General features: G+C 47.2%; 15 protein-coding genes. 5 read left to right on the top strand and 10 right to left on the bottom strand.

Annotated features, from left to right (window positions below; translation table 11 throughout):
* Window positions 1-5 precede the first annotated feature (5 nt).
* Entirely contained in the window at window positions 6-2306 is a 2301-nt protein-coding gene (locus ACR1R9_RS09100) for an MMPL family transporter (RefSeq protein ID WP_433921277.1), read from the top strand.
* 94 nt (window positions 2307-2400) lie between these two features.
* On the opposite strand, the gene ACR1R9_RS09095 is transcribed toward ACR1R9_RS09100, so the two are convergent.
* The 10 genes from ACR1R9_RS09095 to ACR1R9_RS09050 form a co-directional block, all read right to left on the bottom strand.
* The gene (locus ACR1R9_RS09095) at window positions 2401-3672 is read right to left on the bottom strand and encodes an alpha-L-fucosidase (RefSeq protein WP_433921278.1); all 1272 of its coding nucleotides are present in this window, start codon (window positions 3670-3672) and stop codon (window positions 2401-2403) included.
* Window positions 3673-3714: 42 nt separating this feature from the next.
* Window positions 3715-5427: a DUF4091 domain-containing protein gene (locus ACR1R9_RS09090; RefSeq protein ID WP_433956432.1), complete on the bottom strand. Its 1713-nt coding sequence runs from the start codon at window positions 5425-5427 to the stop codon at window positions 3715-3717.
* A 112-nt stretch (window positions 5428-5539) separates the two neighbouring features.
* Entirely contained in the window at window positions 5540-7231 is a 1692-nt protein-coding gene (locus ACR1R9_RS09085) for an ABC transporter substrate-binding protein (RefSeq protein ID WP_099856145.1), read from the bottom strand.
* A 108-nt stretch (window positions 7232-7339) separates the two neighbouring features.
* A complete protein-coding gene (locus ACR1R9_RS09080; RefSeq protein ID WP_099856147.1) occupies window positions 7340-8239 on the bottom strand; it encodes a carbohydrate ABC transporter permease in 900 nt (299 codons plus the stop codon).
* 29 nt (window positions 8240-8268) lie between these two features.
* A complete protein-coding gene (locus ACR1R9_RS09075) occupies window positions 8269-9255 on the bottom strand; it encodes an ABC transporter permease (RefSeq protein WP_433923746.1) in 987 nt (328 codons plus the stop codon).
* 236 nt (window positions 9256-9491) lie between these two features.
* Window positions 9492-11714 (bottom strand): helix-turn-helix domain-containing protein, encoded by a 2223-nt coding sequence (locus ACR1R9_RS09070; protein WP_433948790.1) that lies wholly within the window; start codon window positions 11712-11714, stop codon window positions 9492-9494.
* Between the two features lie 269 nt (window positions 11715-11983).
* Complete coding sequence (locus ACR1R9_RS09065) at window positions 11984-13828, bottom strand: DUF4832 domain-containing protein (protein WP_433921282.1); 1845 nt, start codon at window positions 13826-13828, stop codon at window positions 11984-11986.
* Window positions 13829-14098: 270 nt separating this feature from the next.
* A complete protein-coding gene (locus ACR1R9_RS09060) occupies window positions 14099-14935 on the bottom strand; it encodes a carbohydrate ABC transporter permease (protein ID WP_063562739.1) in 837 nt (278 codons plus the stop codon).
* 12 nt (window positions 14936-14947) lie between these two features.
* Window positions 14948-15784 (bottom strand): carbohydrate ABC transporter permease, encoded by an 837-nt coding sequence (locus ACR1R9_RS09055; RefSeq protein ID WP_433956431.1) that lies wholly within the window; start codon window positions 15782-15784, stop codon window positions 14948-14950.
* A gap of 108 nt (window positions 15785-15892) precedes the next feature.
* The gene (locus ACR1R9_RS09050) at window positions 15893-17182 is read right to left on the bottom strand and encodes an ABC transporter substrate-binding protein (RefSeq protein ID WP_433921284.1); all 1290 of its coding nucleotides are present in this window, start codon (window positions 17180-17182) and stop codon (window positions 15893-15895) included.
* A gap of 312 nt (window positions 17183-17494) precedes the next feature.
* Between ACR1R9_RS09050 and ACR1R9_RS09045 the strand changes: the two genes are divergently transcribed.
* The 4 genes from ACR1R9_RS09045 (at window position 17495) to ACR1R9_RS09030 (ending at window position 24333) form a co-directional block, all read left to right on the top strand.
* Window positions 17495-19033, top strand: coding sequence for a glycoside hydrolase family 31 protein (locus tag ACR1R9_RS09045; RefSeq protein ID WP_433921285.1), 1539 nt, complete (start codon window positions 17495-17497; stop codon window positions 19031-19033).
* A 201-nt stretch (window positions 19034-19234) separates the two neighbouring features.
* On the top strand, window positions 19235-20872 hold the full coding sequence (locus tag ACR1R9_RS09040) for a response regulator transcription factor (protein ID WP_433921286.1): 1638 nt from the start codon (window positions 19235-19237) through the stop codon (window positions 20870-20872).
* Window positions 20873-20890: 18 nt separating this feature from the next.
* Complete coding sequence (locus ACR1R9_RS09035; protein ID WP_433921287.1) at window positions 20891-22624, top strand: sensor histidine kinase; 1734 nt, start codon at window positions 20891-20893, stop codon at window positions 22622-22624.
* Entirely contained in the window at window positions 22618-24333 is a 1716-nt protein-coding gene (locus ACR1R9_RS09030) for an extracellular solute-binding protein (RefSeq protein ID WP_433921288.1), read from the top strand. Before ACR1R9_RS09035 ends, ACR1R9_RS09030 begins: the two co-directional genes overlap by 7 nt.
* Window positions 24334-24401 lie beyond the last annotated feature (68 nt).

Below are 24401 nucleotides of genomic sequence, written 5' to 3'. Positions count from 1 at the left end.
AAGATATGTCTACATTATTATATAGAGTGGGGAAAACCGCTTTTCGCAAACCGGGGTACTTTATACTCGGATGGATTTTAATTTTAGGAATTGTCGTCTCGATGATCAGTGTGAATGGTGTGCATATCAGTTCCGAAATGAAGATTGAAGGCACAGAATCTCAAAAAGTTCTGGACCAGTTAGCTAAAGAATTACCTGCGGCCTCAGGCGGTCAAGGAAGTGTTGTGTTTGAAGCACCTCCAAACGAGCGTCTAGATACGCCAGAACGATTGGCAGCGATCACAAAGGGTGTTAATGATGTTTACGGGATAAAAGATGTCATTAACCCAGCTGATTATGCTGCTGAAGCCAGCGGCGCAACTGCTGAGATGGCTCAGGCTGCCAGTACCGATCAGTCTGCAACAGTGGCTGCTCCCTCCTATGGTCCTCTGATGGTGGATGGTGTTCCAGTGCCTGGTGTCCTTCTCTCTCCCGACGGCAGAATTGCTTTATTCCAATTCCAGTTTACCATTGAGCAGTCTGCTATCACGCAGGATGTTTTTGACTCTGTTATAGATTCCGTCATGACTGTTGAGAAAGGAACCCATATTACGGTCCTCCCAGGCGAAACACTTAAAACCGTATCCATCGGTGTAGGATCCGCTGAAATCGTTGGACTTGTTATTGCCGCGATTGTTTTGCTGGCCACACTTGGATCCGTTGTAGCGGCAGGACTGCCTCTTGTAACTGCACTTCTTGGTGTCGGCATCGGAGTGGGCGGAGCATTCTCCATTTCGAAATTCATTGAAATGCCTAGTGTCACTTCGGTTTTGGCTCTTATGGTTGGACTAGCAGTTGGAATCGATTACGCTCTATTCATTGTAAATCGTCAACGCCGAATGATTATCGATCAACGTCTGAGTGCACAAGAAGCTGCTGCCAGAGCTATTGGTACATCGGGCAGTGCTGTATTTTTTGCAGGTTTGACGGTTATCGTAGCTCTATGCGGTATGCTAGTAATCGGTCTTACGTTTTTATCAACGATGGCATTGGTAGCTGCTGCAACCGTACTCATCAACGTATTTGTTGCCTTAACCCTTTTACCAGCGCTGCTCGGGTTGGTGGGTGAGCGTATCTGTTCGCCTAAAGCTCGTGAGAAAAGCGCTAAGTCTAACAAAGCGGGTGATCGTGGCGTAGCTGACAAATGGGTTAAATTCGTTATCAAATATCGTTGGGCCACAATTGTCACCATCATCGTACTTCTTGGTGTCGCAGCAATTCCGATTACGAAAATGGAGATGGGCATTCCTGGAGCTTCCTCAGCGAATCTGGACACGGCTGCAAGACAAAGTTATGATGCAATATCCGAAGGATTTGGAGAAGGCTTTAACGGACCACTTATTCTGGTCGCTGAGCCCAAGGATTCTTCAACGCCGGTCTCTCCAGAACTCTTAGGCAATCTTGTGAAAGAACTTCAAAGTCAAAAGAATGTTGCTCAGGTGTCACCTTTAGGCATGACTGAGGATATGGCTATTTTTAGTCTGATTCCTGAAACTGGCCCTAACGATAAAACAACCAAAAATCTGGTAAATGATTTACGTTCTTCTGAGTCGGGTATTGCACAGACGTATGACGTTAAACTTGGAGTTACCGGATTCACTGCCGTAAATATTGATATGTCGACTAAGCTGGCAGAGGTATTCCCTATATATGTAGGAATTATTATTCTGTTGTCCCTTATCATTCTACTCTTGGTATTCCGTTCAATTATCGTACCAATCAAAGCAACCATCGGCTTTCTTCTTAGTATTCTTGCTACGTTCGGGATCACGACAGCTGTGTTTCAGTGGGGCTGGCTCCACTCTCTCTTCGGCTTCGATACAGGTGGTCCGCTGCTAAGTTTTATGCCGATTATTGTCACGGGTATCCTTTATGGACTCGCAATGGATTATCAGGTTTTCCTTGTCAGCTCCATGCGGGAATCGTATGTTCATGGTCATCGTGGGACTGAATCCGTCGTTCACGGTTACAAACAGGTGAGTCGTGTCGTAGTAGGAGCCGCTGTAATTATGGTTTCTGTTTTTGCAGGGTTTATTTTCACGGATGATGTCATGATCAAACAAATTGGTTTTACATTAGCTGTAGGAATCTTGATCGATGCTTTCATTATTCGAATGGGATTGGTCCCAGCCATCATGGCTATTTTCGGTAATAAAGCGTGGGCGCTTCCGAAATGGCTCGACCGTATTCTGCCCAACCTTGATGTCGAAGGCGAGAAACTGATTGCTTCACTCAATGCAAAAGATAACGAACATCACAAGTCTTGATACAGCATAATATTTTGATTTGAATTCATTTGGATGGAAAATAAGAAACAGCGACCACGTCCGGTTGCTGTTTCTTATTTTTTGTCATATTGCTTTAGCTTAATGGACTTGGAGTCCCGCTCCCAACATGATGGAAGGTTAGTTCCTGAAGTGCTGCCTCTTGGTCACTTTCGGTGATTTCAACAATAACACCGCGGATTTTGATCGCAGGGATACGAATAATCGCCTTATGACCTATATGCTGCCCTTCATAAATGGTCACAGGTCGTCTTGACTTTTGAGTAATGATGTCAATCTTGAAGCTTCGTATATTTTCACCAGCTGTAAGATCCTCTTGGATGATAACGTGGTCGAGCAACTGGGGCACCTCTGTCTCGTAAACCCACGATTTTTCAATTCTTCTGCATTGCTCGATTGTTGCAAATGGATGTTCGAAACGGCGAATTTCCGATCCGAATTCCAACAGTCTCTCTACGTCTTTCTGTGGAAGCAGACCGTTGCGATCCGGTCCAATATTCAGGAGCAGGTTTGCACCACGGCCAACGGAATGATAATAAATGCCCATAAGTTCTTCCGTACTTTTCAGGGTAAGTTCATTGCTATCGCTATAAAACCAATCTCCCCTAATTTGGACGTCACATTCCGCTGGCAGCCATAGGTGTTCAACCAATTGCTCTTTCTTTTCTGTCAAAATCGAAAACTCCGTTGAGTCCACTTCATTCCAGCATGGAATAGGTGCAATACCATCCTCGTTCCCAACCCACCGAAAGTCGGGGTCACCCATATTAAAAATTAAAATATGAGGCTGCAAGCGGCGAATTTCATCAATAATACGTTCCCAATCATATGAATGTCCCTCAGAGCCACAACCGTCAAACCATAGAATATCGATGTCACCATATTGCGTGAGCAACTCTGTGATTTGATTGACGAAATAATCGTCGTAGGCCTTCGCATCTTGGGTGTAATAATCAGCTGAACCATCATACGGTGAATAGTACAAGCCGGGTTTCATATCATATTTGCGGCAAGCATCAACAAATTCGCGTACGACATCCCCTTGCCCATACTTCCAGTGAGAAGCCGCCACACTAAATCGACTATAGTCGGAAGGCCAATTGGAAAAGCCGTCATGGTGCTTCGCAGTTAACACAGCATAGTTCATTCCGGCTTCTTTGGCCGACCGGATCCACTGCTCACAGTCTAAGTCAACAGGATTGAAAGCGGCCGGATCCATCTGCCTTTCATCGAAATCGACATATCCTTCATAAAAAGTGCGAAGTCCGAAATGAAGAAACAATCCAAACTCCCATTTTTGAAAAGCAAGTTGTTTGGCTGATGGCGTTAATTTTTGAACAAGATTCATATGATCACACCTTTCTCATCCCATTGTTTAAAATACCGCTGTTCATTCTGTTTGTCCGTTCTCAATCTCATATAATCGATCGTAGTCCTCGATATTAAAACTGTATAACAACATGGCCGTTTTGCCAGAGGAGGGTGCAAGGTCTCTCGGATGATCGAATCGAAATACTCGCTGGAGAATCTTTTCAACCTGCTCTTCCTGTCCATTCTGCTTTGCTATCTGCATATATTCGTAATCGCGGATGCCTCGCTGCAGCCACTTATAACGCAGTGAAAGCAGCGGTTTGCCCCTTTTTCCCGGGTAAACGAAATTCGTATCCCCAGCCTTCCATATCATAGGACGATAGGAAAGCCTCTCCAGTGGCTTGTCGGGCCACACGGTATAATTCCACCGTAGAAAGCCATCCAATTTCAGCTTTTCTGCGAGCCAAGGGATCACCCGAGACTCAATCGACGGCGAACTGAGGAACGTATTGGGTTTATCTGGCGAGCAGCAAACGTAAAACGTAAATGTCCCCTTCACGTCCTTTCTTAATTGCTCTAGCTGTTCAAATTCCTCTGCAGCACAGTCAAGGACAGGCACATAATCAACGATTCCTTCGATATGTTTACGAATAAACTCGGTATGATTGATTGCTGCTTTATAGCGGAATGATGGCGCCATCTCGCGTAAGCATGCTAAACTTTCCTCAAATAAGCTGATATCAGCCGGTTCATCCGCAACAACGCGAACGCGGTCCATCCACTTTTTCGAGATAAAATGCTGCTCTAATGCCACAATATAAGCACTAAGATCTGATTTATTTCGGATAAACATATAGCTCCCGGTTTCTTCATCATAATAGCGGACGCGAATGGCATCGGGATAATCATCCACAACTCCCCCGAACCCTTCATCCTCATGCTTCCAAATATTGATCAAGCCGAATACTTCTATTTCTTTGCATATTCCGTGCTTCTCTCCTATCTCAACATACCGATCCAAGTTCGTAAAATCATAGTCAAATCGACCGTCGCTCCGTCTCACGATTTGAACGATACTATATTCATTCAAGTCGGATGGCTCAGCATCGATAAATGATCGTTGTCCGCTCCATGGCTCCTCTGAAACAACAAGCGTCAACGCCTTTTGTCCGAGCTGAGACAAGCTGTGAAGATACGAATCAAGAAGCATGAAATGTTCATCGGACCAATAGGAAACATCATATTTTCTTGCAATATTACAGTTATGCTGCCACAAGTCCAAAACGAACGTATAATTTTGAGGCTCTGGCAGCACTTGTTCACTGATCGTTAAACGAAACGTCAGTTCTTTCTCCAAAACCTCATCCTCGAACATCGTATGCGTGTAGAATTTCAGCTTGCCTTCATATTGACCGCTTACAACGGAATCATCGGCATGAAGCTCCACCCACAAAGGTTGGATCTGACGCTTCCTAAGACATTGATAGGGTTCATCCAGCAGAACATCTGAAGTCATAACGCGATTATCGTCCTCTATCAACCCGATAAGCTGAAGATCGATCTTGCAGGGAGCATCCGTTTCCACCTCGCAGCGCACGATTTTGATCGGCCCGCCCTTCCATAACAATGCATCCCGGTTTATCGTAACGAGCATATCCTCTTGATCTGAGCTGACCAATGCCTGAAAGGCGGCGCTGTCATTTTTACAGCAGCGAAGTTCCAAGTGTTTCACCTGCGTGTCTTCACGTCCCTGATTCCACCAATTGGACGACCACATATACTTATAGAACATGTTTTGCAAACCACAGTTCATTCCAATCTGCACCTCCGAGTCTAATCTGAAATCCTCCAGGTCCTCCTCCAGTTCAGACTTGAAGGTAGAATTATTCAGGGAAAATTTTGAATTATTTCGTATCAATTGCCTTCTGATAAATTTCTATATACTGACCAAGCTGCAGACCATCCAGACCTTTTACATAAGAATCCCATTCTTTCTCGATGTCCTTGCTGCCCGTAATGAACTGAGCCATGTTCGACTTGACGTAATCTCGGATTGATGTTTTCAGTTGAGCCGCAACCTGAGTGTCTTCCAATGCTATGAATACGCTGGACGGATAATTCTCCTTCGATTGGAACGGCTCATATTTGGCTGATTCACGCTTCAGACGAACCTCGTACGCGCCTTCAGCAAGCGGATCCTGCAGAGCTGCCCATGAGTCACGATACTGGTATGTGCGGAGCGACGGTCCAAGCTGATCCCAGCGATCGTTATACGTAATTTTGGTTTCACCATCAGAAATAATTGCATAAGTTGCCGGTTTGCCGTCCATACCCAGCTCGCCTTCCTCCGCTTTGCGCCATCCTTCGCCTTCCGGACCGCGCTCTTGATTCACAATGGCTTCTTCTGTATATAAGTAGTCGGCCAAACGGATTGCGGCGATTTTCTGTTCATCGGTCGCTTTGTTCGTAATAGCCATCTGCGACACACTTACTCCCGCAAAGTATCCTGCTTGCTGCACACCGTTCGGTCCTTTGAGGGGAGGCACAGTGACATACTCTTTATGACGTGGGTGTTTGTCATCTGGGCTGTGGGCGTAACTGATTAAAGCAGTTGTAATGCTGCCAATCACATTTGCGTCTTGACGGTTGCCCAACTGCTGGATGGCATCGGAGTTTTGTGTGAATGATGCTGGATCGATCAGGCCTTCCGTATAGAGCTTTTTCAGGTACAATAACCCCTGCTTCCATTCTTCCTTATTGGCAACGAAATCCACTTTGCCGTCCTTTACCTGGAGAAAAGTCCCGTTGTCTTTGTCCACCTGATCGTCGATGATGAACGAATTCATCAAAAAGGAAGCGACGTTCCCTGCCCACATGTCGTCAGCGCCGGTAAGCGGGATTTCGTCTTTTATCCCATTACCGTTCGGATCATTTTCTTTAAAAGCTTTTAGCACTTCATAAAACTCGTCCGTTGTTGACGGCATTTTCAACCCAAGCTTATCCAGCCAAGACTGATTGATCCATAGCTTCTGTGCATAGTTGCAGTGATAGCACTCGTTCACTTGCGGAAGTGCATAAATGTTGCCGTCCGGTGAAGTGATAGAACTTTCAAGGTACGGCAGTTCAGCCATTGCTTTTTTGAAGTTAGGCGCATATTTATCAATCAAGTCGTTCAGTGGAATAAACACACCCTCTTTGCCGTACTTCATCTGCTCTTCTTTGGTTAAGCTGCCATGCAAAATGACTTCAGGATAATCACCGCTCGCCAGCATCAATTGTTTGCGGTCGTTTAGCGCTTTTTCGGGTACGAGATCCCATTTTATATGAATATTCGTCTTGTCTTGGAGGTATTTCGTGAATGTATTGGTTTCCATATTCTCTATGACGGCGTACTGTGGAGCAAACATTTTGATCGTCATGGGCGTTTTGACAATCGGATATTCTCCAACGGGCGTAAACACGTCGCTTGCTTCCGGTGCACTAGCAGAAGATGTATTCGTAGTTGTGCTCGAATCCCCGCTACAGGCGCTCAAGACGAATGATAAACAGAGTGCAGCCCCGAGGACGCAAGAGAATGACTTTTTCCATGTTTTCATAGTTATGACCCCTCCCATTTATCGAACATAAATTTCAATTACAGAAGCATTCTATCTGGTCTTCAACCCCTCACCTCCTTAAATGCAAGTTAAGCTACCTGCCCGTCACTATCCTTTTAATGAACCGATCATGACACCTTTAACAAAGTGCTTCTGCACGAACGGATAAATGATCAGGACAGGTGCGCTTGCGACAACGATAAGCGAATATTTAAGCAAGTCCTTCAATCCTTGCTGCGCCAACATCTGATCAACATTGGTCACCATGGTCGGATCGATCGAGTTCAGAATAAGAATATTACGCAACACGATCTGTAACGGGAACAAATCAGGAGATTTTAGGAAAATCAATGCATCGAAGTAGGCATTCCAGTGGCCCACAGCATACATCAGCGTCAGCACAGCCAAAATGGGTTTGGAGAGCGGAATTACCATACTGGTAATGAACCGGATGTCACTACAGCCATCGAGTTCGGCAGCTTCCGCAATTTCCTCGGGAATCGTGGTCTGAAAAAAGGTCCGAGCAACAATCACTTGAAACACCGCCATGGCTCCTGGCAAAATCATCGCCCAACGTGTATCGAGGATATGAAGGTTTTTTACTACGAGATATAAGGGGATAAGCCCTCCTTCGAACATCATCGTTATGACTAGAATGACCATGATGAAATTACGGCCGTAGAACGTTTTTCTGGCGAGCGGATAAGCAAGCATAACAGTTAAAGCAACGTTAACTGCTGTACCTATGACAGTATAATAGAGCGAGTTCAAGTAACCGAAGATGATTTGTGGATTTCGAAACACCGCTTTATAACCTTCCAGCGTAAAGTCGACGGGCAACAGCCACACCTTGCCGGATACGACGGCTTGCGGTGAGCTAAACGATGATGAAATGATAAAGATGAGCGGAAAAAGGACGACAATCGTCACCACGATCAAAAAAGTATAGACACCGACTAGAAACAAACGGTCACCATACGATTCCCGAATCCTTGACGCTTTGAACATATTTGTTCCTCCTTTCTGCTGATTTGCTGTTACCATAAACTCGAATTGGATAACTTCTTGGCAATGTAGTTAACACTCACAAGAAGAATCAGATTGATGATCGAGTTGAAGAAACCGATTGCAGTCGAAAAGCTGAAGCTGGAGCTGAGCAGCCCTACCTTGTACACATAGGTAGAAATGACCTCTGAGGTGCTGATGTTTAGTGGATTTTGCATCAAATATACTTTTTCGAATCCAACCTTCATGAAATTCCCTAAATTCAATATGAGCAGAATGACGGATACCGGAATAAGGCTAGGTATATCAATATTGATAATTTTCTGCATCCGGGACGCACCATCCACTTTTGCCGATTCATACAGTTCAGGGTTGACTCCTGCCAATGCTGCAATGTAGATAATCGCACCATAACCTGAAAATTGCCATACATCCGACCAGACATAAATCGATTTGAACAAGCTGGGAATTCCCATGAAATTTGTATTTTCAATCCCGAGTAGTTGTGTGAACTTGCTAATAATCCCTACACTTGGCGACAAAGTTACGATGAGAATGGAGACCATGATAACCGTTGAAATAAAGTAAGGCGCGTAGGTGATCATTTGTACACTGCTTTTGAAAAAACCGTTACGAATTTCATTTAATGCAAGTGCCAATAGAATCGGAGCAGGAAAACCAACAAGCAAACCGTACATATTAATGCCAAGCGTGTTCTTCAAATACAGCCAAAAGTTTGGTGATTCAAAAAATTGTTCGAAATATTTCAATCCGACCCATGGGCTACCCCAAATACCTTGGATGACGTTGTACTCTTTGAAAGCAATAACAACGCCAGTCATAGGTATATACTTGAAAATGACCAAATACAGCAACGGCAGAAATACGACCAAGTATAACTGCCAGTGACGCTTCATTTTTTTCCCAATGAAGCGTAATGATGATTTGCTGTCAGGCAATACAGGTCCATGTGGCTGGCCTTGCATTGAAGTTTCGGGTTTCCTGATTCTCTTTTGCATGCTTGACATATGCCCCTTCTCCTTTCGTTCGATCTAATTGTTTGCGCTTACATTCTACATAGTAAAGTAAGATAACGAGGTGCAGCAAGAAACAATAATCGTTAACTTAACCGTCTTCGCATGGCATGAAAATGCGCAGCAGCTCCGGTGTTTAGCCGGAGCTGCTGCATTGAAATACATTATGAAAATGCTGGGTAAGCAGGCGTAGCAAACCATTTTCAACCAGTTAACCAAATTCAACCGATCTGTCTGCGCGCTGCTTCTTCGCGGAATTCGCTTGGGGAGTAACCTACCACTTTCTTAAACACACGGCTGAATGAGATCGCGCTTGTATAACCTACCTTCTCAGCTACCTCCTGCATGGAAACTTGTGTTTCCGTGAGCAAGCGCTTTGCGGCCTGCAGGCGGATGTCAATCAAGAAGTCGACGAATTTCTGTCCGGTCTCTTCCCTGAACAGCTTGCTTACATATTTTCCATTAATGTTAAAGATTGAACTGAGATATTCAAGCGACATGTTCGGATTGGCATACTCCTCTTCGATCATTTTCCGCATATCTCGAATGGTAGCTGCATGCAGACGCCTGTTTTGCGCTCCCTTCAAATCTGTGTAAAAGCTGTTCAACACGGTCAAAGATTCTTCCCGCATTTGCTCGAGTGAATGGCACTCATCTATGATCTTACTGAGCCTCGGTAACCCGTCTCGCATCCATATTTCTTGGACCTCTTTTGTCATCCCGGAGATTTCCAGTCCCAAGTAGTAAATTAAATAATTCATCAGATTTGTAATTTCATCTTTCGTTAACAACCCTAGCTTCATTTCATTCATGAGCTTATCGTATTTCGTCTTCCATTCGTCCTCAAGAAGTCTGAACGACTGGATGATGGATCGAATTACATTTAATTGTGAGAACACCTCAACCTGACCGTGATTTGCGATGTGGTCGCTAGTAATGAGCCTGTTTTCTCCTAACACTATTTTATATTTAAGCGCCCTGAGTGCCTCTTTATAAGAATTTGCGACGCTTGAAAGCTCTGTAACCTGCTCACCGATACCTACCGTTACCGTAAACTTCAGATTTTCTTGCACCCACATACGAACGCTCTCAAAAAGTTTGTGTGTTATGGAAGTACCTGCTTCCTCTTCGCTGTCCACAAATACCATGACGCTTAGCTGAAATGGCGAAGTCCACTCGGACCAAAGCACGAGCCCATATTTTGGAGCAAGCTCCTGAATAACACTGCGTAGCGCGAATTTAAGAAGATTTTGGTCTCTGCGGGAGTATTGGCAGCAAAAATCACTGTATTTATCCATTTCGATCACAAGTACGACTTGTTTATTAAACGAGTATGGAAGCTGAAGACTGTTTGTTTCTCCTATCCATTCCTCATGGGTTAAACCCATGTCACCTTCAATGAGTTGGTGGAACAAGTACCTTTTTCGCAGATGCAGATCTTCATCGTGCTTTTGCTGATACTGATTCGATTGCTCAATAATATTGGACAAGGCCGATTCGATGAAGGAAAATTCATCTCCCAATTCCTTGGACAAAGGGAGACGGTAACCGCGGATTCGCGCCACAATCTGTTCCAGCGGTCTTGAATTGCGTCTGGTAACATAGAGCAGCCATACAAAACCACCCCCGATCGTCACGATACCGATGATAAACCAGACATTATATAATGAAGAGATCACATGGAACAATTTTCCGTTTATAAGTCCGCTTTGGTAGGACCATCCGGTATAGCTCGATACATAATTGGAGAAAATCTTTGATTGTTCTTCAGAATGCAAGTCACTAAACAAATCATTTCCCGCGGCGTCCCGAATACCGATAAAGCTTGTTTTTGAATCGTATAGGTCAGCAATACTGTTCTGCAACGAATCAGTTGCCACATTGACGACGATCATGCCTTTCTTGCCTGTAATAAATGGCGCTCCCCGTACCAAACTAACGACAGGCTTACTCCCTTTTGTAGAAAACTGCTCGAAGCTTCTTATGCCCGACCATTGCTTTGGTGAGAGCGGATCCATGGCCTTTTTAATAAATGGCTCGTCCCTGTAGTTGCTAAGTTGATCACTTGTCGCATTACTGAGCACGAAATTGTCTTCGTAACGCACAAAATAGATCGAATCAATCATGGGGTAATAGGATATCATATCCTGCATTTTTTTAACTGCGCTTATGTTGATGAAAATGTTATTCTTCTCTTCATTATTGAAGAAATCAATCAACTGCTTATTATTTATGGTTTCCGACATTATCATATTGTCTATCGCCTTCAGGGAAGTATCGATCAGACGCATCGCCTGTAATGATAGCATTTTGTTGGCGTTAAGTGCCTCCTTACGGCTTTGTTCGCTTAATATCTGAAAAAAAACAAAAAACGTAAACGTGATCACGACAATAAAAATCGGCATATAAGAAAACAGCAATCGATTAAATAACGTTTTCCTCATATCCAGCCCCCAATTTTTTTTAAAACGGAATGATATATATTTACATAGTGTACACGCTTACATCTGAATACGTCCATACAAACGGTAAGTCCACCTCTCAACAATATGTAGACGAAAAGCCTCTTTTTTAGCCATACAAAAATGCACCCCCTAGAATTTCATCGGATAAACCCAGGGGTTTTTCCAATGTCCATTCTAAGGGGTGCACTTCACTCAACAGTAAGAGTCATTCTCTTAACTGTCTGACTGGAAGGGATGGCTGACATTCTTTACCCTCCCGAACCGGTAGGGTTCACATTCACTAAGATGCGGTCGATATCTGGGGCATAACCCGTCGGCTGTGAGAACAGCAACGTATTGGACCCCGCCTGCAGATGTACTGTCGTCTCCTGAGAAGCCACTGTTGTCCAAGCGCCGGAACTTGGGAAGTTGAGCGATGTGCCAGTCGCTCCATTCACACTTAATATGGCGGAGCGGCTTGCTTCACCATTCAAGTACTGGATCGTCAATTTGTAGTTACCTGCTGACGGCACTGTTACATTATTGAACTTCAGCGTGCCGCTGCCGTTGCCTAGATAACCCACCTTTGCACCACCTGAGCAAGTCGTGCAGTTCGCAATTACCGCTGAACCTGCTAACGTGTTTCCCACTGCCTCTGCCTCATAGGCGTTAACACCTGAATTCGGAGGTGTGACTGGCGTCACGGGCGGGTCAGCCAGTAAAGTAGAAGTTGTAGCACTCGCAGAAACGTGGAAACCGGACAGTGTCAGCCAGCCGTCTCGGTTTGCATCCTGACGTGTGTTCGCAAAACGAATGGTTTTGCCGCCGGTGAGTGGATTGACAATCCGCATGACCAGCCTGTAATCCCCGGCGGGAAGGTTGTGATTCGCACTATATGAGAAAGAATAGTCCGTGTCTCCAGGCAATATGCTTTTCAGATTCCATGATTTCGTGCCAAGCGACTTAACCCATGTGTCAGAGGAATTCAGTACGCCGAACTCAACCTCCCAATTGTAGTATAACGGAGCAACGCCCTTGTTCTGGAGTTTGACGTTGACTTGCAGTGAGGACGCCGATGAATCACTCAGCTGCACCGATGAATTGTACAGCGTATAACCAAGCATTTTATGAGCTCGCAGCGCATTAAGCTTAGCCGTCTCGTCAGGTAAAGAATTTTTGTACACACGATCATTCATTAGCCAAGAGGCATGTGTCGTTTCGACTGAGGTCTGGAAATCTTCACCGTTTTGGTTGGGCCAGTGCTGCCAAAAACTCGTATCCTGCTGGAGGGGTGGATATAATTCGCCACCAATCGGATGAGTCTTCCAGATGTCCTGCAGGCCGTTTTGCGTAATCAAATTCCAAAATCCCCAATCATTTGCGAACAACGTTTCGTACGAAAAAGAATCATCATGGTAGCCGAAAGCGTTTTTCAAATCTGCTGTACTCGCCGAATAAGGGTACCTGGCCAGTACCTGGGTCTTCTGGAATGCACCCTTGAATGCCGAAAGCAACCCATCACGGTTACTCTGGTTCATCTCCCAATTCGTTGGGTCGGTATTATAGGGCCATGTATGCCACTCTCCCCAAAATCCGTATAATCCTGTCGTCAGAAAGCCAATCCGAGGATCGCCATCATAGCGGGTCCCAAGTGCGCTGACGAACTGCCGCAACGCCTGATTTAAATTTGCGTCGTTCCAGTCTGGGGCAAGGCTGTGGGTAGATGTATCGTGGTTGCCGTTCTGATCATAATCCCGGGTCATAAGCCCGCCGTTAATTAGAAACTGCGGAATACCGCTTGTACGCCCCGGGTAGTCAACGTAAACGCGGAAAGCCGCCTGGTTGCCCCGACTAGCGATATCATTAAGATAGGCATCCAGCGGTGCCCAGTTGTATGTGTTCCAATCCGTCATCAGGTCACGAAGCGAAACGTAGAACCATTCCATGCTGTGCGGAAAACTGTTGTTCGGATCAACACTTTCCGAGGGAAGCTTGGAGAAGGGTAAAAAGCCCTTCAGTGGGTTTAGTTCCAGCCCCGCTTTGTTTGGGTCATAGGTTTGGGCCTGCCACTCCCCTGACGCATATGCATGGTTGGACTTGAAGTTTATAAACATTATAGAGCCAAGTAGACAAAAGACGACCATCATCAATCCTAGTCTTGCAAGCCTTGCATTCGACATTGCATCGTTCACTCCTGTTCGCATGAGATTAACTATTAAATATGGCAACGAACTTGCTCGCCAGTCCCACTCACCCCCTCTCCAGCTCGGAACTCCACGCATGAATGAGAATACAACTCGTCTCTACTTGATGCAGAAAGTTTAGTAAACGTGGTGTTACGCTCAATCATTTTTACAGATTACAATCGGTGTAATTCAAAAAGATCATCCCTTACTGGCACTGAAGGCGACACCCTCGATGAACCGCCGTTGGAAAATGAAAAACAGTATGAGCATCGGAATAACGGCCATGAACGCACCAGCCATCAATACAGGATAATCCGTACCAAACATGGAGACAAGTGTGGCAAGGCCTGCCGACAGCGTTAATTTTTCCGGTGAACTGTTGATGATAAGTGGCCACTGTAGTTCATTCCATGACCAGAGCAGTTGGATGATGACGACTGCAACCAGTGCTGACTTGACAAGGGGCAGCATGATGTAGCGAAAGATTTGGAACGGATTGCATCCGTCGAGCACTGCCGCCTCCTCCAATTCTTTGGAGATGCCGAGGAAAAACTGGCGCAGCAAAAAAGTCGCAAATGGGCTGACGAGCGAAGTGATCCAAAGTGCAGTCGTCGTATTCACCAAGCCAAGTTTGCTCATCATCAAATATTGCGGCGTATAGAACACCGGGTTGGGAATCATCATGACCGAAATGATCAGAAAAAAACACAGCCCTCTACCCGGAAAGCGAATGCGTGCGAATGCAAAGGCAGCCATCGCACTGAAGACGACAGGGAATAACGTCTTCATGAACGCAGCCATCAGCGTATTCGCATAATAATGCAAGAAGGCCGATTGCCTAAGGGCGTCTACATAACCTCGCAAGCTCGGCTCGGCAGGTAATATCGTAATCGGAATCTGGGTCGCCTCCGTTGTCGTCTTGAGAGACGTAAGAATCATCCAGAGAAATGGAAGCACCATGACGGCTGCCCCAGCGATCAGAACCAAATGAATAATAAGGTTGCTTCTATGCTTCGAAGAGACAACTCTGCTCACTTTTGTACCTCCTCAATCGTAAATCACCCATTTTTTTTGCAGCATGAATTGGATACCCGTCAAAACCAGGTTGATCACCAGCAGAATGTTGACGATCGCTGCTCCATAGTTCTGATCGTAATAGATAAATGAATTTTGGTAATAAGCGTATATAAGGGAACGAACGGCCGGTAGCGCAACGTTCGTTTTACCGATAATCAGATAGATACTGTCAAAAATTTGTGTGGCACCGATCACAAGCACGATAGACGTAAAAAATAGTGTTGGTGTTAATAGCGGAAGCGTTATAGAACGAAACTTGCGAAAACCGACAGCACCATCAATCTCAGCCGCCTCATACAGAGTACGTGGAATGCCTTGAAGCCCAGCTAGGATCAGCAACATGTTAAAGCCAATCGCTCCCCAAACACCGACCATGACAAGAGCATACATGGCGAACCGCTTGTCAGAGATCCACGCGATGTGTGTGCCGAGTACAGAGTTTAGTAGTCCGTAATCCTGAGCGAAAATAATGACCCACACCATAGCAGCCGCGGCCGCCATCGTAACCTGCGGTAGAAAATAAATGACCCGGTAGACAGCCTGGCCCTTGATCTTCGCGTTCAGCAGTACGGCGAAGAACGTCGACAGTATAATCGTCGTAGGTACAAACAGCACGACATAAAGTATCGTATTACGTAGATTTTGCCAAAACTCTTCGTCCATAAATAATCTCTCGTAGTTGGCCCAACCGACCCAGTGGTTGACAAGGCCGAAGTTTTCGGACTTCAGGAAGCTCAGATAGATGGAATAGACTGCTGGCCAGCTCCAGAAAACGAGCGTTCCGATCAATGTCGGAGCGATCATCATATAAGCCCATATATATCTGCTTTTCGAATGCATTGCCTTCACCTCATTTGTGCCATAGGTATTCCGTTAACCGGAATACCATCGACAATTTTGCCTGACGTAGGGCGCTTACTTTGCGTCCTCAATCGCCTGATTCATCATTTCCGCCACTTTCTTGGCGCCTTCTTCGATTGAAATGGCGCCACCCCAGGCCTGTGACATGATTTCTGCTTCTTTCGAGAACCAGACTGGGTACGATTTTGAACCACTCGGGTACGGAGTCGCGTCCGCCGCCTGATCAATGAATATCTGCAGGTTCAAATCGGGATTGTTCTTCACCCATGCGTCTTGCGTGTTATTAAACGCCGGAATCGCGGCACCCATCTCGGCCGTGATATCAGCGGCCTCCTTGGAGCCGAGGAACTTCAGGAACTGCCATGCTTCCTCCTTGTGCTTACCCTTAGTGGACATGACGTTGCCGATGCCATTAATGATATTGCCGCGCTTGACCTTCCCCTTCGGCAGTGGTGCCCAATCGTACTTTCCTTTGATAATTTCACTACTCGCCAGATTACCGTTATCCCAGGACCCGTCGAAAATCATCGCGAGCTTTCCGGACTTGAACATTTCGACCGAATCCGTGTCGGTCATCTGCTGGTGCGTCGGTGAAGCCTTGTCAAGTATCATCTGGTAACGGGCCTTTAGTGCCTCAATCGAAGCCAATTCGTCGTAGCCGGATTTGGTCATGTCGTCATTTAAAATAAAACCACCGTTCGCTAACATGTCGTTCCAGTAGCCTGCTTGGGTGTCCAGCTTTGCGCCAAAACCGTAAATACCCTTGTCTGGCTGACTTAGCTGTTTGGCGACTTCAGCAAGCTTGGCATAATCCCATGTGTCGTCTGGATAAGGAATGTTCGCCTGATCAAACAGCTCCTTGTTGTAGGCTAGACCAATGGTATCGAAGTCCTTTGGAATACCATAGTTTTGCCCGTTCATCGTATAGATGGAGACGAGGTTGGACGCGTAGTTGTTCAGATCGATTTCATTGGCCTGCACCTTACCTGTAATCGGCTCGAGGAACTGGCATTCTGCGTACTTCATAAACTGACCGCCATGCATCCAAAATACATCGGGCAGCATTCCCGCTGGCGCTGCGGCGGACATCTTCGTCCAATATTCGCCCCAAGGAATAGCATCAACTTTCACCTTGATATTCGGGTGCTGCTCAGTGAACGCATCGGCGATCGCCTCCATCGCCGGCTGCTGGTTTTTGTCCCAGATTGTATAAGAAATCGTAACGCTCTTCTGGGCACCACTCTCGGTAGCCCCGCCCCCATCATTAGAACTATTACAGCCCGCCATCAACGAGACAAGCAGTAAGCTGGCGATTCCTGCCGCCATTTTTTTTCTTATATTCATCGTCATACTCCCCTCGACTTTTCTTGAAAATGAAGATTGTACTCTTACGTCCAGCAATCATGCTCCAAAAGCTGGAGACGGAAAAAATGCGCGTTTTTTCCGCCAGTCGATCGTCGTGAGCTCTTGACGTTCTCATCATAAATCAGGAAAAATCCGGTTTAAATGCCCAGATTTTAAGATTCAAACCACATTTTTAAGATCCCCTTCCCAACTGCGGATGATCTCTGCATAATAAAACCCGTACCTAAATTCAATCGATTGGGGCAAATCATCCACAAGATTTTGTCCGCAATTCCAAAGGAGAATTCTCCCATGAATAATATCTCAATCACCCGGTTGCCTGGAGAGTACTGGTGGGGCGGTGTGATCAACGATGGCAGCTCCATGCCGTTTGGCCAGACAGCATATACAAGAGATTTGCGTGTAACGGATGACAATCAGGCCTCACCTTTGCTGCTTTCCAATAAGGGCAGATATATTTGGAGCGAGGAGCCGTTTGCTTTCCATGTGGACGAGAATGGACTTTCCGTCTTTGATAACGCTGGTGAAGTCGTCGTGGAAGATGAACACAGCTCACTGCAGGGCGCGTACCGTCATGCTGCCGGCACACACTTCCCTCCTTCCGAGCAAATGCCCGACGCCCTGGTCTTCACAGCCCCGCAGTACTGTACCTGGGTCGAGATGTTCTATAACCCGACGCAGGACAGAATTATCCGTTATGCAGAATCGATTCTAGCGAACGGGCTACCGCCCGGCGTCCTCATTATCGATGACAATTGGATGAAGGATTATGGCATGTGGGACTTTGACAAGCACAGGTTCCCGAATCCCCGGGAGATGATCGATACGCTTCACGGCATGGGGTTCAAGGTGATGCTCTGGATGTGCCCCTACGTAAGTGCGGACTGCACGATGTTTAAGGAATTGCGGGCGGGTGATCTGCTTCTAACAGGCGTGGACAACGCACCAATCATCCGACATTGGTGGAATGGTTACAGCGCAGTTGTGGATTATACGAAGAAGGAAGGTGCGGCCTGGTTCAAGCGGCAGATGGATCGTCTAATCACTGATTACGGTGTTGATGGTTTTAAGCTTGACGCCGGCGAGCCGTTCTTGCCGGGCGGAGCGGACACAACCCAGTCCGTTGCATGGACTCGTCCCCTGCGTCAGCTTGAAGACTGCGAAGCTTACGCCAATCTCGGAGTTGGCTATTCGCTCGTTGAGCTGCGGATGTGCTGGAAGCTCGGTGGCCAGGGGCTCATCCAGCGCCAGCGGGACAAGACACATACGTGGGACGCAACTGGACTCAGCGGACTCATACCCAACGCGATTGCTCAGGGACTGCTTGGCTACGCATTTAATTGCCCCGATATGATCGGCGGAGGTATGGACGGCGATATCAACTCCCCGGAATTTCACTTTGACAGCGAGTTGTTCGTACGGTACACCCAGTGCGCCGCACTGTTCCCTGTGATGCAGTTTTCCATGGCACCCTGGCGCGTGCTGAAAGGTGAGGAGCTAACCTGGTGCCTTGAGGCCGTACGGCTAAGATCCGAGCTTGGCCCCGAGCTACTTACGCTTGCTCACCAGGCCGCTGCAGACGGTTTACCGATACTTCGCAGCCTCGAGTTCGAATATCCCGACAGCGGATACGAGCTCGTAAATGACCAGTTTCTCCTCGGACAGAATCTGCTCGTTGCGCCAGTCGTCGTCAAGGGAATGACATCCAGAAACGTGGTTTTTCCTGAAGGTCAATGGCAGGACGAGGATGGAAATCTCATCAACGGGCCAACCGAACTTCAAGTTGATTCGCCCCTCTCACGTCTGCCTTGGTATCGTAAAATCCAATAGGAGGTATTATCTCCATGAAAAAATAAAACTTGCCCTGATTGGCGCAGGCGCCCGAGGGCTGCTTAGCTAGATGAGCGGATGCAAAGCAACGATTTTGACGTCTTCGACCTTCAATTGACAAAGGAACAGTTCTGCTCAGATAATAAAAAGATTGAAGATACACCATCCGTAACAAGCGAAAACTGACTGGGGGATTTAAGCATGTATGAGCTACTTATCGTTGATGATCATGCTCATCTCGTGGACAGTCTCGAACGCACCATGCCGTGGGAAGCGCTCGGCATCGGCAAGGTTCACAAGGCTTTCTCTGGTGAAGAGGCACTCGAACATTGCAAGAGCTATCCCGTCGATATTATCATCACCGATATCCGAATGCCCGGAATCTCCGGCCTGGAGCTGATCGAGCATATCAAAAAATACGACAAACATTTCAAAAGTATCCTGTTGTCCGGATACGGCGAATGGGACTACGCACAGGAGGCGATCAGACAGCAGGTGGATGGTTACCTGCTCAAACCGGTCGACCAGAGGGAGCTGGCCGACATGCTGCACCAACTCACGGAAGCACTCCGCCTGGAATGGGACGAACGGGGCAAACAGGTGAAGGCAATGAGCATGCTCAGCGAACATATGCCATTTTTTCGAGAAAAGTTGCTAATTGATCTTCTTCAAGGTAGGAAGCTTCCTTCCAAACTGCTCGAAGAAAAAATGGCTTATTATCGGTTGCCGTTCTGTCCGAGCGACGAAACTGCAATATGCCTCCTCCGCATTGAATCGTCTGCAGAGGAGTTGAACTGGAAGGACCAGTCCCTGCTCTCCTCGGCCATCGTGAATATCGCTGAGGAAACTTTCTCGGAATTGTTTCATGTCTGGCACGGGCGTGATGCGTACGAGCATGAAGTCTTCGTTCTCAAAGTACGGGAAGAGTCATGGCTAGCGCGAGAGAAGGAACCGGAGCTTAATCGACAGCGATCCCTCGAACATTTGGCGGCCAGGTTACAGCAGCACGTCAGACACTTTCTCAAAAGCAGCATTTCAATCGTCGTGAGCCACTGGCAGGTCATGGCTTATGGCCTGCGTGAGACCTACCAGGACTCACTGGCTATACTCACCCGCCATCTTGGCGGTGAGACGGACCTCTTAATCCGCCTGCAGGACGCCTTAGTGCCAGAAAAGCCCTACCGCGTCCATAGCCTTTACGAGTCACCCACGATGATCCAGTTGTTCGAAATTTACCAGTGGGAGGCGATCTCTGCCAAGTGGGACGCCATTTTCCTTGAGGTGACAAATAAACGAATGGATTCACGGGAAACGCTACTTGAGCTCTATTATCACGCGATGGGTGCCTTCAGCTTTTTTGCCCACAAAAACGGACTCAGCCTGCTTGAGATCATCCCTCCAGAGCTGGACAAGGCCACTGAAGCCAACCGTTTCCGCCATATGTACCAGCTTCAGGATTGGATAGTACTCACGCTCGAGCGATTGCGGGAGATGACCAAAAGCGAATGGAACAATGAGCAAGTAGCGCTCATCCTTAAGGTTCACCAGTTCATCACCCTGCATCTCGCGGACGCCACACTGCAGACAGCAGCGGATCACGTCGGCCTGCATCCTGCGTATCTGTCTGCTCTATTCAAAAGCAAGACAAGCGAGAATATTAGCGAGTATTTGTACAAAGTGCGCATGCAACGCGCGCGGGAAATCCTTATCGAGCAGCCAGAAATTAAGGTTAGCGATGTTGCGACGGCAATCGGATACCATAAGCCGCAGTACTTCATCAAATTGTTCAAAGAGCATTTTGGACTGACACCGCAAGACTTCCGTCATCAATCCTCCTGACCGAACGGGGACATTATAATGAAACTAACCATTTTCACAAAAATTGTGCTTGTCATCTTTCTACTGCTCGTCTCTACCCTGCTTCTGTACTACCTGACCAATCGCTCCAGCGTGCGGCTCATCAAGCAGGAAATTCAAAGAGTGAAATTGAATGAGCTTACTTTCCTGGCCGGAGACATCGACAACAATCTGTCGAAAGTATCGTCCTTTAGCGATTTTCTCGTACTCGATAAAGATGTGCGACTGCTTGCGACTCCTTCCTTTCTGGAAGGAGATTTTGAGCTGAACAAGTTGAAACTGCGGGTATCGGACAAGTTGAACCTTTTGCATGCCCTGAACAATTGGAACGCCGAATTTATGGTCATTTATGATGAAGACAGCTCATCTTTCTCCTCCACGTCCTCTTCGTCGAAGTTAAGCGAACTGTACCTGGAGACGCACTTCCGCCCGTTCTGGCAGTATGAGCAGACGGGCGATGGTACGTATTTGACGTATTATTTGGCGCATCCGTACACCTTTCGCTTTGATCCGGAGGAAGTGTCTTATGTCGTCAGGGCCAAAATCGACACCAAAAATGTACTTGCCTACTTGGACCGTGCCAAGGGAACGAACGACAACAGCGCAATCTTGTTGTCTGCGGCTGGGGATGTGCTGACAAGCGACACAGAGAAGCTTCCTTTCATTCATGAATTGACAAGCCGACTTGAGGTTGATAAAGAAATGAGTGGTAACCGGCTTATCAAACTGGATGGGGAGCAATACCTCGTTAATTTCACTGCTCTGAGTAACTTCAAAGACTGGTACATCGCGGACTATACCCCAATCAGTGAGGTACTCAATCCAATCTATGCCAACCAGCGTCTCTACTATTTCTCCAGCGTTTTCCTGCTTCTGTTCAGTATCCTGCTCGCCCTGCTGTTATACCGGGACGTGCAGATTCCGATACGTAAATTGCTTTGGGGCGTTAGGAAAATCACATCCGGCCAATATACCATCACACTCCACCAGGAGAGTAATGACGAATTCATGTACTTGTTTGAGCGCTTTAACGAGATGTCCAAAGAAATCAAAGAGTTAATTGAAAGGGTTTACATGGAACAGATTCGCTCCAAGGAAGCCAAACTGCGGCAGCTCCATTCCCAGATCCAACCGCACTTCCTGTACAACTCGCTTGCATTTATCAAGAGTATGACTGAGCTTGACGAGAAGCAGGCCGTTATTGACATGTCTATAAGCTTAAGCCGTTATTTCCGGCAAACGATCAAGTTTGAGAACACGTATACAACGGTGCGGGACGAGCTTGAGCTCGTCCGATTATACCTGACGATCCAGAGCCTTCAGATGGACCGCTTCGTTTTCTCCATTGATGTCGAGGAGCAGCTTCTCGATATACAGGTGCCGCGGTTGCTACTACAACCGCTCGTGGAAAATGCCATTCTGCACGGCATTGAGTCGCTGCGCATGGTTGGGGACATCCGAATTCGTGGCTATTCCAACGGAGAATATTGTGAGCTGATTGTGGCGGATAACGGCTGTGGTGTCGAGCCCGGTCGACTCGACACGCTTCGTAATGCAATTTACTACGGTACGGACGCCAATACTGCGTGGGCACTTCACAATGTATATGAGCGGATGAGAGCAATGCTCGGCTCGGAGGCCAATATGGAGCTGTCTAATGGAGAACTGGGCGGACTTCAGGTGACGTTGCGCTGGAAAGTGGTCCGTGAACAGGAGGTAAAAGAGATATGTTAATCTGGAAATGGTTGAAGCAAGCAGGGCTGTTTGGCCTCGCGATCATCTTGTTCCTGGTTGTTATGATTTTCTCGTTTATCTTTTGGGAAGATCCAACGGGCCCCTCTCAACTACTGGAGAAAGAAAACACGTCTTTAGAGCCTGCCCCTTCGATCATCGGTGGAAAATACGAGTCTCCCGTCGTCTTGACGACCGTTGGGCATCTGTACCCGGACATCGAGTTCAAAAACGGTGAGGATCTGCAAAACAACGTACTGAGCCGACTGTTTGAGGACAAGCTTGGTATCAAGGTCAATTACCTCTGGACGACGACTGGTGATGAGGATGTCTACATCAATAAACTGAACACGTTGATCGCGACCGGTCAGTCCCTTCCCGATATCGTCACCTTCAAGGGTGGACAAAATATGTATCCGTTGCTGCGCTCCGGTGCCTTCCGCGACGTAGGAGAGTTGTTCGAGCAGTATGCCTCACCTAAGTGGAAGGCAGCCATGGCGCAGGCACCCGAGTCATGGGACCGATACATGCTCAACGGCAAAAAAATGGCGATACCAATCCTCGACGGCAAGATGAATTCGAACGAGGTATTGTACATTCGGCAGGATTGGCTTGATAAGCTTGGTCTGCTGGCCCCCACCACCCTGGACGAGCTGGAATCCGTCATGGATGCGTTCGTTCATCTAGACCCGGACGGCAATGGTAAAGACGACACCTATGGACTTAGCATCAGCTTAAAAAATTCGTTTTTCACCTGGATGTCGGATGCGGGATTTGTGTTTGGGGCTTACGGGGAGATGCCGGATATCTGGAGCACAGACGCGGACGGGATGCTGTCTTACGGCTCGGTCCAGCCAAGTGTTAGACATGGTCTAACGACGTTAAAACGCTGGATGGAGCGAGGCTACATACCAAAGGATGCTGAGATTCTCGATGAGGTCCAAGCGACGGAATCTTGGAAACTTGGCAAGGCAGGCATGATTGTGGCTCCGCTGTGGGCGGCCGGATGGCCGCTAGGGAACGTAACTACGAACGTACCGGACGCCCGATTCGAGGCATACCCGATTCCCGTCGGGCCGAGCGGTTTATCCGGTACGCGTGGCACGCCGCCAGAGTATGGCGCAATTGCTATCAACGCAAATATGGCGAATCCTGAGATTTTTTTCAACTATATGAACTTTGTTTATGACAATTTCATAGATCCTCCTGCTGGCTCGCCATATCGCTGGGGTATCGCTGAAGGCTACGACTACGGCTATGAGGATGGCAAGGTGACATTTCTGGAAAGCCAGGTTCCGGGCGGTTTTGCAGACCCCCAGAAGTATCTCTTAAGCCTGTCTCTCCCCTCGGTCCCTAACTTGCTCAGTGAATCGATTGCCCGTATCAACAGCGGTGTATCCGATCAGACCTCCTATGACATCAAAAACAAGCTGCTCCGTACACCGCAGGAGCTGAAGGGTTGGCAAATCGTTGAAAGCAATCCCTCCGTCTACAAGACAGATGCCTTCACCGGTGCGCCGACGCCTACGATGGAAAAGATCGGTGACGCCCTTGACGAGTTACTGCATGACGCGATGCTCAAAATCGTATATGGACAGGAGCCGCTGTCAAGCTTCGACCTCGTGGTCGCTAGATGGCACGAGCTAGGTGGCGATAAGATCACTGAAGAGGTGAACGACTGGTATACATCGCTGGAAAAAACCAATCAATAATCGTTGTTTTCTGTGGGTTATGTAAAAATTGAAAGGATCACATTAAAAACATGGCGCACAATGTTTAG

The sequence above is a fragment of the Paenibacillus taichungensis genome (assembly GCF_050994985.1).
Classification (GTDB): domain Bacteria; phylum Bacillota; class Bacilli; order Paenibacillales; family Paenibacillaceae; genus Paenibacillus; species Paenibacillus taichungensis.
This window is presented reverse-complemented; position numbering and strand designations above follow the sequence as displayed.